10 protein-coding genes are annotated in these 14,632 nt (G+C 53.4%); 3 read left to right on the top strand and 7 right to left on the bottom strand.

Features of this window, described 5'->3' with window-relative positions; genetic code table 11:
* Window positions 1-22: 22 nt before the first annotated feature.
* From thrC to KIH39_RS06745, 6 genes are all read right to left on the bottom strand, one after another.
* Entirely contained in the window at window positions 23-1,417 is a 1,395-nt protein-coding gene (thrC, locus tag KIH39_RS06770; protein WP_213498521.1) for a threonine synthase, read from the bottom strand.
* 45 nt (window positions 1,418-1,462) lie between these two features.
* Complete coding sequence (locus KIH39_RS06765; protein WP_213498520.1) at window positions 1,463-2,620, bottom strand: DUF1574 family protein; 1,158 nt, start codon at window positions 2,618-2,620, stop codon at window positions 1,463-1,465.
* Window positions 2,617-3,696, bottom strand: coding sequence for a DUF1574 domain-containing protein (locus tag KIH39_RS06760; RefSeq protein WP_213498519.1), 1,080 nt, complete (start codon window positions 3,694-3,696; stop codon window positions 2,617-2,619). Before KIH39_RS06760 ends, KIH39_RS06765 begins: the two co-directional genes overlap by 4 nt.
* Complete coding sequence (locus KIH39_RS06755) at window positions 3,686-4,762, bottom strand: DUF1574 family protein (protein WP_213498518.1); 1,077 nt, start codon at window positions 4,760-4,762, stop codon at window positions 3,686-3,688. Before KIH39_RS06755 ends, KIH39_RS06760 begins: the two co-directional genes overlap by 11 nt.
* A gap of 9 nt (window positions 4,763-4,771) precedes the next feature.
* On the bottom strand, window positions 4,772-6,202 hold the full coding sequence (locus tag KIH39_RS06750; protein WP_213498517.1) for an MBOAT family O-acyltransferase: 1,431 nt from the start codon (window positions 6,200-6,202) through the stop codon (window positions 4,772-4,774).
* Between the two features lie 106 nt (window positions 6,203-6,308).
* Window positions 6,309-9,341, bottom strand: a complete 3,033-nt coding sequence (locus KIH39_RS06745; RefSeq protein ID WP_213498516.1) for a protein kinase domain-containing protein — start codon at window positions 9,339-9,341, stop codon at window positions 6,309-6,311.
* A gap of 125 nt (window positions 9,342-9,466) precedes the next feature.
* Between KIH39_RS06745 and KIH39_RS06740 the strand changes: the two genes are divergently transcribed.
* From KIH39_RS06740 to KIH39_RS06730, 3 genes are read left to right on the top strand one after another with little or no spacing between them, the layout of a single operon-like run.
* A complete protein-coding gene (locus tag KIH39_RS06740; protein ID WP_213498515.1) occupies window positions 9,467-9,802 on the top strand; it encodes a DUF971 domain-containing protein in 336 nt (111 codons plus the stop codon).
* A 37-nt stretch (window positions 9,803-9,839) separates the two neighbouring features.
* Entirely contained in the window at window positions 9,840-10,655 is an 816-nt protein-coding gene (locus KIH39_RS06735; RefSeq protein WP_213498514.1) for an Mrp/NBP35 family ATP-binding protein, read from the top strand.
* Window positions 10,652-11,272: a PHP-associated domain-containing protein gene (locus KIH39_RS06730; RefSeq protein ID WP_246539569.1), complete on the top strand. Its 621-nt coding sequence runs from the start codon at window positions 10,652-10,654 to the stop codon at window positions 11,270-11,272. Before KIH39_RS06735 ends, KIH39_RS06730 begins: the two co-directional genes overlap by 4 nt.
* 46 nt (window positions 11,273-11,318) lie before the next feature.
* On the opposite strand, the gene KIH39_RS06725 is transcribed toward KIH39_RS06730, so the two are convergent.
* Window positions 11,319-14,612 carry an efflux RND transporter permease subunit gene (locus KIH39_RS06725; RefSeq protein ID WP_213498513.1) on the bottom strand — a complete coding sequence of 1,098 codons (3,294 nt, stop codon included), beginning with the start codon at window positions 14,610-14,612 and terminating at the stop codon, window positions 11,319-11,321.
* Window positions 14,613-14,632: the final 20 nt, after the last annotated feature.

The following is a 14,632-nucleotide window of genomic DNA, read 5'->3' as shown; positions in this document are numbered from 1 at the left end:
GTTTTTCCACCCTAAAAACGAATCAAGAATAGACTTCAATGGCTTTGATAATTTCATCCAGGTCGTTCGATACCTGAACGGCCCGGTTAGGGAATCCCGCCCGACGGACCCCGCGTTTTCCGAGCTTTTCTTCGAAAGTTTTAGGATCGGCACTGTGATAGGCTACGGTCGCATCGGGATCTTTGAGCAGATGAGCGGTCAGGACGCAGGCCACGCGATCACCAGGCGAGACTATTCCTTCCTGAACCAGCTTTTTCAGTCCAGCCACGCTGGCTGCACTGGCCGGTTCGCAACCGAGCCCTCCCGATCCTACTTTCGCCTTGGCATCCAGAATTTCCTGGTCGTTGACTTCCCGAACGACACCCGAACATCGATCCAGAGCACGCAAGGCTTTAGGAAGGTTCACAGGCCGATTTATCTCGATGGCACTGGCGAGTGTATTGGCCCGGAGATTTCCGGCATCCATCACCTTCATGTAGCTGTCCACCACTTTGAAGTCGGGACTGCCATTGTTCCAGCGGAGTTTCTGTTTCTCGTATAGTTCGTAAAAGGTATGCGCGCCCGCCGCATTGATCACGGCCAAGCGTGGGATGCGATCCACCAGGCCGAGTTCTTTAAGTTCGATGAACGCTTTACCGAATGCCGAACAGTTTCCGAGGTTCCCGCCCGGCACCACGATCCAATCGGGCACTTCCCAGTTCAGCGCTTCAATGATCCGATACATGATAGTCTTCTGCCCCTCGAGCCGGAAGGGGTTGATGCTGTTGACCAGATAGATGCCCAACTGGCGGCTGACTTGCTGGACGCGTTGCAAGGCATCGTCGAAATCGCCAGCGATTTGAATGGTTAAAGCCCCATGCTCGAGAGCTTGCGAAAGCTTTCCGTAAGAGATTTTACCGCTTCCGATGAAGATGATGGCTCGCATCAGGTCGGTGGCCGCACAATAAATCGACAAGGCTGCGCTGGTATTGCCGGTACTGGCGCAGGCCGCGCGTCGGGCGCCGACGGATCGGGCGTGGGAAAAGGCCGCAGTCATGCCGTTGTCTTTAAAGCTGCCGGAAGGATTCATCCCCTCGTACTGGAGGAAGAGATTGCCGGGATTCAAACCCACATAGGTAGCGACCTGATCGGAAGGGAGCAGAATCGTCTGTCCTTCGCCGATTGTCATGATCTGTTCGGGACGGGCAAAAGGGAGTAGTTCGCGAAAGCGCCAAACGCCGGAGAAATCTAGTTTATTCGTGCGGTTGGACCACTTTTTTTCGAACTCTTTCAAGCTCTTGGGTACTGGCAGACGATCCCAGTCGTAAGCCACATCCAATAGTCCCGTGCATTTCGGGCATTGAAAAGATGTATCCTCCAGGGAAACGGTAGTACCGCACTGGGGATGTATGCATCGCTGAAAGACCGCTTCGGTCATGGTCTGCCTTGGAGCTCAACTGCAAATGATCGGAATCCTTCAGCGTTAATTTAGGTCCCGGCCAGCCGTTTGCCCATTCGGAAGTCCCTGAACCCAGGGTAGGATATCGTCTTTCAGAAAGCTTCCCGTGAATTCGGAAGCCGTTTCATCCCAGAGGTGATGTCCGTCCACGAAATCGGCATCCTCGCAGCTGAAGCGTTTGTCGAAGAGCGGAATGCGGAATTCCCGACATATCTCACTGAGTCGAAGCGGCATTTCCTCATTCCAGTCTTCCCGGTACCAACCGCGGAATGTTCTGGCCTCCGGCATCAGATAAATACCGCTCTGAATTCCCCTCTCTTGGCAGATCCGAAGTATCTCGCAGATCGTTTCGATTGGCCGGGATTGAATCTGAAGTTCCTTCAAGTGCTCCCGATAGAAGGAAAAAGTAGATTCCTTCATTCGATCGATCATCTGGGTTGTGACATAACGGCGTTCGAGGGGTGAACTCCCAAAACGGTCTCGGGGCATATGCTGTCGGTAGGCCTCCACTGAACTCTCCGGCACGGCCCAGGGCAACTGGGAATTCAGGAGTGAGAAGCGGACATTGGAGAGGATATTGCAATGCTCCCCGAACCAGTGCAGTTCATACTTCGATCGATTGCAATGATCTTCCTCAACCAGAGCAAGATCTTTCCAGCGGACTCGACTTGGTGGTATGAGCTCCTCCGTGGTCCGTTGGTCGCCCAGATTCGCCGGAAGAATTTCCAGAAGTACGTATTTCGGTTCGACGCCGTCCTTCAACAATCGCTTTAAAGTGAACAGTTGCTCCGCCAGCACAGCCCCCGACCGGCCGAAGTTGAAGCCCAGCACACCCGGCAATTGATCGAAATTCTTACTATCGATGCCGTATCCCGTTCGCGAGGTACCGATGAACACTAGCAGCGGCTTATCGGAATTTTGAGCGACCGCTTTTTTCAGTAAATTCAATCTGAGCCCGTAGGGAGGATCCACCCACTCCGGATGTTTACTTTCTACCTCAATGTTCGCAAGCATTGCGATAAGAAGGAAGAAACCCGCTCCCAACAGGAGGCTCAGGAGAGCCCGGCGTTGACGACTAAAGACCTTCTTTTTCGGCGTATCCTCCGACGAGTAGATAATATCGATTCGCGAGATTACCGGGGTCGTCGTAACCCGATTGATTTTCTGAAGTTGTTCGATCACGGATTCGCCTCCAAACGAACTTGATTTCTATTGGAGTTCTCAAATCGGGCACTCAGAACTTTGGCGAGTTGCCGGGAAAACTGAGCACCCCCTTGCGGATGCAGGTGATGGCCGTCCCAGAAACAACCTCTTTCGCACCAGTTTCGGGCATTAATCCATTCGGCGTTCGAAAATCTCTCGCTTAAGAAGTCCGCGACATTTTTTTCGGATCTGGTCGAACTCAGCCTTTGGAATTCTTCGGATTCCGGCATCCATAACCCCAGACAGGGAATTCCATTCTGGGCACACTTGGCCTGAAAACTCCCTATGGCTTTCGCCGCGGGGGAGCCGATTTGCCAATGTTCGAGATAAGGACGGTACGCGCTTATGGTTTGCTGAAAGGCCTTCTCGAATGCTCCGGTCTTATGGACCGACTCGGGAGGTGAACAGAACCGCAGTGGGTCGCAAGCCGCCTGAATATCGAAAACGAATTGGTTCGGCAGCCAGGAAGGAAAACTCCGCGAGAGCAGGTTCACCCTCTGAGAGTAGAGTGGGCAATAGGGCGACAGGCCATTGGTTTCATTACCGAAACGGAGTTTATCCAGAGGAACCCCCAGGCGTTGCAATTCCTCGAATTCTCCACAAAGAAGTCGGCTGGGATGCAAGCGATTCCATTCCATCGGCTCCAGATCGGGCGGATAGGAAAGCAGGCCGGGCATCACTTCGAAGAGAATCAGATCCGGCTTGTGAACTCGAGAGAGCAGTCGGTTCAAATACAACCAGGAGCCTAGGGGACCGCAGCCAGGAAAACCCAAATTAACTAGCCGAGTATTCCGTTCGAGTTGTTGCGACATATCGCGACTAACCAGATCGGCCTGCAGGCCGTACATCATCCGCGAACTTCCTATGCACCAGATGCATAGATCCACGGGGGCAGTTTCCACTTTCTCGAGAGATTCCAGCCGCATTTGAAATGGAATATCAATCAGAGCCGGACGGCAGAAGGAGATCCAGGCGAGGAGAGCAAATTGAATACTCATAAACAGCAACAGGCCGATGAGTAAGCCTGCTCGAGCCTGAGACGATCTAGCGGCCATGAGCCACCTGCATCATCCGGGGAGCCAGCCAAGGCAAAAGTTTCTCGTAAGTCAGTTTTCGGGAAAATTCTCCTGCTCCGCGAATCAACAAGTGATGCGAGTCCAGAAAGGCATCTTCCCCCAGCCAATCGCGAGCGACTACCGCTTCCGTCCCGTATCGTTGCGACCAGTCGGTCAGGAGGCTGGTGAATGTCGCAATCTGCTCGGGTTTATAGAGCGATCGAAACTCTTCTCCTTCCGGCATCCAGAGAATTTGGACTTTAATACCTTGTTGCTGGGCCAGACTCAAAAGTTCTTCGAACGCTTCTTTGGGTCCGCCCTCAAGGCAAAAGTTGGTGAGGATCGGACGATAATCGTTCAAAGCTCCTTCCGTCATGGTCTTCTTTTGTTCCGCGCTGATCTTGCTGAATGCGCAGGCATTCCATCCCGAGAGATCGCACTTTCGGCTCCAATCAAACCGCTCGTTTGAAGGAAGCAGACTCGGCACGAGACGACCGAGCAATTGGTAACGCAGATGGGTAGTGGGAAAGAGGAGGGTCTCCCGCCAAATCGATTCATTCAATTCCGGATTATATCCATGGTTATTTAACACACTCAATTCGGAGCGCGTCACCATTTCAGCCCGGAAGCTTCTTTTCTCAATCGGTTCGCCGGCTCCACTCATCAGCGGAGGCAGAAGCTCCACAATCAACAGGTCGGGATGCAAGCCGCTTGCGAGTAATCGATTGAAGTATACCAGTTGTGTAATTGGACCGACGCCCGGGACCCCAAAATTGAAAGCGATAGTTTTTAAACCCGTTTTCTGCTGAATCTCCCCTTCGATAAGTTGCCCCTCAAAGCCCATCCCCATTCGGGAACTGCCCAAGCCAACAATGATCCGATCGGGTTTCTCGCATTGGATCCGATGGAACAATTTGGCCGCTTTATCGCCGTAAAAGGGGTCGCGAAGGCGAATGGACATCGCTACCGCCACGGCCAAGGTAACGTGAACGACACCCACCAGGCTCAGGAAGATGAGGACTCCCCGTCGGGCGTTGATCATTCGCTGAGAACGACTAGAACGCATAGGCATCGATTAAAATTGAAAGTAAATAAAGTTCTTGCCGCTATCGGGGTTCAACAAGAGGGAGAGCGATAGCAGCAGAGCGTAGCCCACTCCCATCAACGGGGCAGGAATTCTGTGCGAATAGCGCTTCCAGAGCCCTTGCAGAAGGATTATCTGGCCCGTCAAAAGCACTGCGATCGAGATCCAGAGCCGACGATTCGGCATCGTCAGCCCATCCCCGGGTTGAATTTCAAACATCTTGCTCAAAATGGCGATCGACCTCTCCAGTGAAGGCTGGAAGAACACCCAGCAAATCATCACGCAGAAGAATGTCATCAATACTCGAGTGACAGTTCCGAGTTGAGAAGCCAGTAGCGAATTCAATCGCGATCGGTGTTCGCACCATGTCTTGAAGATTTTGTGCCCGATCAAAAGCAGACCGTGGACCACGCCCCAGATCACGAACGACCAGTTGGCCCCGTGCCAGAGGCCGCCGAGTGTCATGGTGATCAGCAAATTTCGATAGGTCAGCAGTCGACCGCCTCGCGAGCCCCCGAGGGGAATGAACAGGTAATCTCGCAACCAGGTAGACAGCGAAATATGCCAACGATGCCAGAATTCGGTAATGTTCGGCGCGAGGTAGGGCATCATGAAGTTGCGGGTGAGCTTATACCCCAGCAAGTGAGCCGAACCGAGGGCCATGTCGGTATAGCCGGAGAAATCGCAGTAAATTTGGATGGCGAAAGCCAAAACCCCCAGCCAGACCGCCGTAGTGCTTAAAGCGCTGACATCCCGACCGGGAAAGAAAACGGGATCGCTGTAAATGGCCATGCAGTCGGCAATGGCCAACTTTTTGAACAGACCGATCAGGAAATATTGAACTCCGATCTGCATTCGAATCCAATTGAATCGCTTGGGCCGCCGCGCCTGGGTGAGGAAATCTTTGGCACGCACGATCGGTCCGGCCACCAGATGCGGGAAGAACAGAATGAAGAGCATGAACTTCAGTGGATCCCGCTCGGCCCGGATTTTTCGCTTGTACACATCCACGGCGTAGCTGATGGCTTCGAACGTATAGAAGGAAATTCCGAACGGTATCCCAACGTGCAGGATCGGCAGGTTCGGTTTAACACCCAGTCCTTCCAGTGCGGTGCAGATCGGTTCGATGAAAAAATTCCGATATTTGAAGAAGGCGAGGATGCTGAGATTCATCAGCAAACTGCAGCGCAGAATCCACTTCCGGCGAACTTCCTTCGAAGTGCTATCCATCGCCCGCGCAAAAAGATAGTCGGCGAGTGTGGTGCTGAAGACTAATAGCGCGAGCATTTCGCTGAAGTAGGCGTAAAAGAAGATGCTCGCAGCCAGAAGCCAGGCTAAACGTCCGCGATGACTGGGGAGGGCCCAGTACACGGAAAACACAATGAGGAAGAACAGTAGATAAGCTTGTGAAGCGAAGAACATGTCTTCAATTCACCTCCAAAATAAAATATTCCGGAGGCAATACTGTTTGAAATGTTCTCTAGCGTCAAGACCAACTGGAAGCGGCTGTCAATATGGGAAAGATCGGCTATTTTGGCACAAGAATGAGATTCAGTCGCTCATCCAACCACGACTGTTCGGGGTTGCGCAACGCGTGCACGACATAGCCAATGATTATGGAGAAAGCCAGCCACCAAACAAACGCGTGCGAGGAGACCCAGCCGGGATAGTTCGCTTGGAACAGTACCGAGACGCTTAAAAGCAGTCCAATCGGCAGCCAGACTGCAAGCGTTCGAAGCAAGTAAACCCAGCGCTTAGCCGGTTCTCCTTTTAATGTCACCAGTCGAATCTGGCTCAGTGTAAGCGAGGGGCTACCCCGCCAGGCGAAGCTCAACAGAGCCCAAGTCAAAGGGATGCCGAGAATCAAACCCATCAACTTGTACCAATCCTTCTCGATCGGAATCAGGCTCTTAATCGGTTCACCGGCGGCTTGATGCCTTTCGATTTCTTCGATCACCAGATGCGTGTGGGGAAGCAGGTTTTGTTCCTGTTCGGCTTTCGTACGAAATTGCGAAACGATGAAACGTCCAATCGCCGTCAGTCCTTTGCGATGCTTGTCCAATTGGAGCTTACTGGCATTCAACAGCTCCTCGACATCCTTGCGGGCTGAGTTGGAAGCCAGAAATTTCTGCACCTCCGGATCCTTCCGCCACTCCGGGTGTCGTTCCGGGTGGCGCATGGCTCGAAGCATGTCTTCACTGGCCGATTGCAAATGTTCCCGAGCCGCAACGAGCATGACCGTATACAAACCCGCCGTGGAGAACATGGTCAAGAGTCCGATGGAAAGAAATGCGCCCATGAGGCAGATTTGAAACAACCGCATTGAGGTATTAACTCGCTGTGGCTGATTTCGGGTCTCCACGAGCATCTTTTTCAAATTTAGTAACGACTCTTCCCGAGAATCGATCAGGGAGTTCTGAATCATCGTGCGCGCGTGACTGGGGATCGGCGCCTCGATATCGGTTTCTTTCTCGAGCTTGGCGATATCTCCCTGGAGTGCCAGACAGATCGCCTGGCGAACCAGATGAATGCCGTCGTTTACAGTAGGAATTTCTTTTTCCCGATAGGACTTCACAGGAAAATCGAGTAGCTGCATGCGCCCGTCGTGCTGCAGCCAGACCTGGTCCAGATTCAGCGACGACGGCAACGTGCCATCTTTTCTTGCTTCCAGCAGTTCGTCGACGAGTTGTTCAACGATCAGACGCGTTTCGGACCAGGGCAAACGATGTTTGGTGGTGGCAATATCGGAGAGGGGAGCACCACTGGGTGCAATATAAGCACTCCAGCAATAGGATTTGCCATTTTGATTCAATTCGCCAGAGTTTAATAGCCGTAAACGCGCGGTTCGCTGTAAAGAACGGCGTTGAGGATTCAATTCATTGGTTTTGGGCTGGATATGGAACAGAAGATTCCGACCCAGCATTTTATCTTCGCCGAGGACAGTCCATTCCCCTTCCGTCGGGCCCTCATCTCCCCGGTGGAGCACGTAGGGTTTCAAATCGAATTGAAAATTCTGCGGCAAGGGTGGCAGTGTGCGAAGCCGATCTTCCTTACTGCTATAGAGGCGAACCTCGTAAGTTCGCGGCGGCAGCCGCAGAACACAGGTTTTACTGAGCCGATCGTGCAGGCCTCTATGCAGGCGGCTTCGCATGGGAAGGTATAGCAGCAGCAGGCCGACAACCACCCAGAGAAAATAGAAGAAGCGTTCAGCCCGGACGGCATTGGTACTTTCGCCTAATACGCTATGTTCCCAGAATTCAAAGCCGATCATGAGGCAGAAAATAGCGGTTCGCAGCAGTATGGCGGTGAAGCTCGGGGCCTCGGTCGAATTATTCCGGCAAACGCGCAGCCGAAATATTCTCTTCCCGGGAGTTCCACCAAAACGCCATTCGCACAAGGCAAAATAGAGGAAAAAGATCAGGAGCTTCGAGATGTTGAGCAAGAAGCCATTAACATAATCGTGGATGAAATAGGAACAGGGCTGAATCAAAGCCAGCTCGACGAAAATATCGTCGAGAATGAAGGCTCCTATTTTCACACTGAAACCCGCGGTACGCATCGAACCGGGTATCAACGCGACCAAAGCCGCCCGCAATTCCTCCAAATCCGGAAAACGCCGATCCCGATCCCGTTCCAGGCCGCGGGCCAGGATGCTTTCCAGATTTTTGGGGATTTCCTTTCGAAACCGGCGGATGGGAGGAGCATCCTCTGAAATGACCTGGGCCAGAGCAGCCGTCATATTATCCTGTTGAAACGGTGCTCGGCCCGTCAGAAGGAAATAGAGCGTGGCGGAAACCGAATAAACGTCGGAACTGAAGTCGACCGGCTCGCCTTTAATCTGCTCCGGTGAGGCATATAGGACTGTACCGAGAAATGCCCCGGTCTGCGTCAGGGAACCGTCGCGGGTCAGCGAGCGAGAGAGTCCAAAGTCACCGATTTTCACCCGACCATCTTTGGTGAGAAAGCAATTGGACGGCTTCACGTCTCGATGAATGAACCCAAGCCGGTGCGCTTCTCGCAAGCCATCGATCACGTCGAGAATCAGCTGGATCGATTCCTGAACGGGCAGCGTTCCCTTTTTCTCCACATAGTCCTTGAGCGTATTCCCGGGCATACGCTCCATGACGATATAGGGTCGTCCGTTTTCGGTATCGGCCGCGTACACGAAGACGCAGAGGGGGTGAGAAATCTGACTGGCTAATCGACCTTCCTGTCGGAATCGTTCCAGCGAAATCGGACTGGAGGAGAGCCGCGTGGAAAGCAACTTGACGGCCACAGTCTCATTCGAAGACAGCGAATTGGCTTCATAAACCTGTCCCATACCGCCGGAGCCCAAAAGCGCGCCCAGCTTGTAGCCGCCGATGTTTTCCGGAACTTTCTCGTCTGCAGTGGAGGAATCGGGGATGGAATGGGGCTGAAATTCGGCAGTCGTATGAAGATTAGAGTGAGGATAGGGCGTGCTGGACCCGCGAATTTTCGTTCCGCAATAGGGGCAGAATAGGGGCGGTATGTCTAGATCCGGCAACGATTTACTGCAGCGTGGACAAGCGCCGACGACCATAGCGTACCTTTCCCTACTCTCGCCAGTTGCACCCGAGAAGTATTTCGGTATTATCCGATTCTCCTTTAGAGCGGCCACACTCCCCAGTCGTGTCCTCATCCCTAACATATCTGCTGGAGACAGTTATGACGGTTGAATTAGACAAATACAAACCAAAATCGCTCAAAGGGGCGGGAGACGGACTTGCCATCGAGTGGGCGGATGGAGCATCCACATTTGTCCCTTTTACCGAGCTTCGTAAAAAATGCCCCTGTGCAACCTGTAATGACGAACGACAAAAGCCGATAGACCCATTCCGAGTGTTGTCGGAGCGCGAAATTCAGGCTGGCCCTCCCAAACCGGTGAAAATGCTGCCTCGCGGTTACTATGCGTATCAAATCGTTTGGAACGATGGCCACGATTCGGGGATTTATACCCTCGAAATGTTACGCGACTTTTCCTCTCCCGTTTCAGATAAATAATCTTACTTCGTCAAGTCACGAATAATCAGGAGTCTATATGCAACCTCAAACCCAGGCGGCTAATCCCGCCTTGGCGGATGTGAAAAATATCCTGGCAGTCGCGAGCGGTAAGGGGGGAGTTGGGAAATCGACGGTTTCCTCCAACCTCGCACTCGCCTTGAAAAAGATCGGCCAGTCGGTCGGACTCATGGACGCCGATATCTATGGCCCCAGTGTGCCCCTTATGATGGGATTGGGCTCAGCCGATCCGCAGACGGCCCAATTCCCGCTCGAAAAGTACGGCTTGAAGCTGATGTCGATGGGATTCATTCCCGATGCCACCAAAGGCGTACTGCTTCGAGGCCCCATGGTCGCCAAATATGTCGGCGCTTTTCTGACGCAAATTCCTTGGGGAGCCCTGGATACTCTGGTGATCGATATGCCCCCGGGTACGGGTGATGCGCAACTCACACTCTGTCAGACGGCGAATGTCCGCGGTGCCATCATCGTGACCACCCCGCAGGATGTCAGTCTGATCGACGCGGTGAAAGCCCTGAATATGTTTCGGCAACTCAAAGTTCCGGTATTGGGCATCATCGAGAACATGAGTTACTTTGTCGGAGACGATGGCAAGCGCTACGAGATTTTCCGCCACGGTGGCGGGAAGAAACTGGCGGAAGAAACCGGTGTGGAATTTCTCGGCGAAGTTCCCATCGATCCTCGAGTCGCCGAATGCGGTGATGCGGGCGAACCTCTGGTTCACAAGTATCCCGATTCCCCTGTCGCCAAGGCCTACCTGGAGCTCGCTGAGAAAGTCTTGAAAGCGGCGGCCAAGCTCTCGGAAACCTCCGAACTTCCCGCGGTGCAGTTATGATGCGTTTCGATCTCCATATGCATACCTCCCGCCATTCGCACGACAGCGAAATGGATCCTATCGCGATGCTTCAAAGAGCCCAGGAAGTCGGCCTGGACGGCATCGTGATCACGGAGCATGAGTACTGGTGGCCCGACGAAGAATTGCAGGAGTTGCGCAGTATGGCACCCGGGCTCATCGTCCTGGCGGGTATTGAGGTAACCGCTCGAGAAGGAGATGTGCTTTGCTATGGCGTCCGGGAGGCCAAGAAACTCCGAAAAGGAATGCTCTGGGAGGACCTCTGCGATGAAATTCATCAGCAGGGGGGTGTCGCCGTGGCGGCTCACCCGTTTCGCTGGGGCCAGCCTTTTGCGGACATCATGCAGAATGAGGCAATTCATTTGGACGGCATGGAGATGATGTCCAAAAACATGGATCCCGATTTGCGACAGCAAGCGGCCGAGTATGCTCGAGAGCACCCCGAATACGCTCAACTGGGCAATAGCGATTCGCATCACGAATCCACCATGGGCTGCTGCCACACGCTATTCGATGTGCAAATCCGTAATATCGCCGATTTGGTGCAGGCAATCAAGGATCGCAAGTGCCGTCCGGTAGTGGGAACTCCTCGAGGTTGAGCCGGGAGTGTCACAGGGACGTCCTACAGCGTGACCTTGGAATAGTTCAATCCTCATTTTTATGCACTGGATGAGACTCGCCTTCATCTCCAGATTCGTGTTCTAGCGGCCCATGAATCACCAATGAATAAAGACAGGGTACCACAAGTAGCGTGGTCCCCAGGCCAGCCAATAATCCTCCCAGGACGGCTCTTCCCAGGGGAACATTGGCCTCGCTACCACGGCTCAGCCCCAATGACATGGGGATTAACGCGAAGAACGTTGCGAGTGCGGTCATGACCACGGGCCGGACGCGGATACTGGCGGCGCGAGCAATCGCTTGCTGCGGTGTCAGCAAATCTGTCTTTCGAAGATTCTGTGCAAAATCGGTCAGTAGAACGGTATTTGAGACGACAATCCCAATCATAAAGATTACGCCGAGCAGCGATTGAATACTCAAAGCGGTGTGAGTCAGATACAGCGCGAGTACCACCCCGATGATCCCGACGGGCACCGCGGATAAAACGACTAGGGGTATCAGGTAGGATCTGAACAATGCCACCATCAAAAAGTAAATGAGCGTGACGGCGAGGATCATCCCGAAAGCCTGGTTTCGAAAAGTCGATTCCATCTTCTGGTATTCGCCGCTTAACAGAACCTTGCTCCCCTCGATGGGAATTTTCTCCTGCGAATCGGGATCGAAGGGAGTCCAACCGCCGTCCGGACGGGCTTTCCCGAATTGCTGGACGATTTTCTTGACCTCCTCGGCGACGTGTCCCAGGTCCCGTCCGTAAACGCCCATGGTCAGATCGAATGTCGCTTGCAAATTCTGGTGAGTGATCTCGGAGGGAACGGTCGTCCTTCGGAGAGTGGCAATATTTCGCAAGGGAATCGAACGCTTCTGGGTCGGACTGGTGATGGGAATATCGAGCAGCGTTTCCAGAGAATCGATATCTTCTTCAGCGTATTGCACCCCCACGAAATACTGGTTGTGACTGAGTGGATCGATCCAGAAATTGCGTTTGTTGAACTGAACGCTCGAGTTCAACGAAGCCACGACATTTCGCATCACATCGACCTGATCCAGCCCGAGATCGCTTGCCTTCGCCCGATCCACTTCGAGAGTGTATTGGGGATAGTCGAGTCGCTGGATGATGCGAGCGTCGACGACGCCGTCAACCTGTTGAACTTCACCCTGAATTTTTTCCGCGATGGCCCGCGATTTTCGAAGGCTTTTGCCCGTGATTCGAATGTTGATCGGTGTCGATTTCCCTTCGTTCATGGCTGACCGGATCATTCCCCCCGCATCGAAAGCAAACTCGATCTCATTGAAGCGAGCATCCTTACTAAAACCCTGTCGTAATAGGTGCACGTACTCCTGGGCCGAGTGCGACCGCTCGGGCTTCAACTGGACTTTTACCACGGCATCCATCGGACCACTGTTCGGTGTGAATGCGGCGGACCAGTCGGCCGTCAGACCAATCTCGCTGATCACCATTTCCCGATCGGCACCGAGGGTCTCCTTGACAAAATTTTCGATTATTTCGACCTTTTTTTCCGTAATCTCGATGCGGGTACCGGATTGTAATCGAACGTAGATTTCGAATACACCCGCGTCGACTTCGGGGAAAAATTCCCGGCGAAGTTTCGGACCTAACAGGAGGATGGTAGCGGCCAGAAGTGCATAAGCGGACAACACGACGACCAAGCGAGCTTTCATTGCCAACTGCAGCACACGGCTGTAGCCGCGTATGCCTATATCGATGACGGATTCCCACTTTTCAAAGAGCCGCCCGATGAGCCCGGGGGATTGGGGATTCTCCCGCGAATTACTGGGCGGAAGATCGAGAGTATTCGATTCGATCGGCTTGGACCCGTGACCTTTTAACCATTTGAAACAACGGGCGGGGACGAAGGTTCGGGAGAGGATATAGGCGATGACCATGGCGAAGGTGACTGAAAGAAACATCGGTCGGAAAAGGAATTTGCCGATCCCCGGCATCATCGCCAACGGCGCTAATACCAGGAGGGTGCAGAGACTGGCGACGAGTTCGGGCATCGCCACTTCACTAGCACCGAGAAAAGCGGCTGCTTTAGGTGTTGCGCCCAGCCCCAGATGTCGGTGAGTATTCTCCAGGCAAATGATTGCGCTATCCACCAGCGGACCAATGGCTAGCGCCAGCCCGGCCAGAGTCATGACGTTGATCGTCTGATCCATACCATGCAGGCAGGCAATCGCCCCCAGAACCGCGACAGGAATGGTCATGACTGCGATGGCGGTCATCTTCCATTCCCCGAGAAATAAAAGGATCACCAGTGAACAGAGAATTGCCCCAAGTATCCCTTCTTCCGCCAGACTTTCGATGGCCTTGCTCACGTAAATCGATTGATCCATCACCAATTTGAGATCCACATCCGGCGTTGTCAGTCGGTCCTTCATGTCCTGCATGTTGTCGCGCAGGTGACTGACGACACTCAAGGTACTCGCGCCCTGCTGGCGATAGACCGGAATGTAAACCTGCCGGCGACCATCGACGCGAACGATATTCGTCTGCACCAGACTGGCATCTTTGGGGAGAGCCACATCGCGCAGGAAAACCGGTTTATCACCATCGTTTTTGATGGGAATATCGCCCATCCTTTCGACGATCTCATACATGGAATTGGAATCGAGGGCATAATCGAGAGTTCCGAGTTTCGCATCGCCTGCCGGAATGAAGATGTTGTAACGATCGAGAGCGTTCATGACGTCGATCGGCGAGAGATTGCGGGCCTGCAATTTCTGTCGATCCAGATAAGCCAGAACGGTTCGCAATCGTCCACCGTAGACTACGGGCGCATTCGAACCGGGCAAAGCCATGATCATCATTCGAGCCTGGTAGCGACCCGTATCGTAGAGAGTGGCTTCGTCCTGTGTTTTGCTGTTTAGGGCAACTAGGCAGGCGGGAGTGGAAGAGGTCGGGTCATAAGGCATGATGACCGGTGGTAATGTACCGGGCGGCAAACTGGGCATCGCTGCGGTGGACAGCGAGTTGACCTGCGTCAGAGCGCCACTCAAATCCACAGTGTCTTCGTAATAATTTCGAACGATGCTGGCGCCGATAATCGAGCGCGATTCCTGTCGAGCGGTCCCGGCGGCCTGACCGGTCCACCGTTCCATTCGGGAAGTGATGTCCTTTTCGACATTGGTGGCCGACATGCCGTTGTAAAAGGTCAGAACCTGCACGGCGGGAGAACGGTACACTGGAAGAATATCGGCCGGAATGGATACTAATGCCAGTCCCCCGAGAAGTAGGATCGCCAGCATCAATACCGTTATCGCTCGGGTATTACCCAGTGCAAACCGGATCAGTCCGTTCATGTTTTACTCAGAAAAGCGGT

Origin of the sequence: Telmatocola sphagniphila (assembly GCF_018398935.1) — a bacterium.
Classification (GTDB): domain Bacteria; phylum Planctomycetota; class Planctomycetia; order Gemmatales; family Gemmataceae; genus Telmatocola; species Telmatocola sphagniphila.
This window is presented reverse-complemented; position numbering and strand designations above follow the sequence as displayed.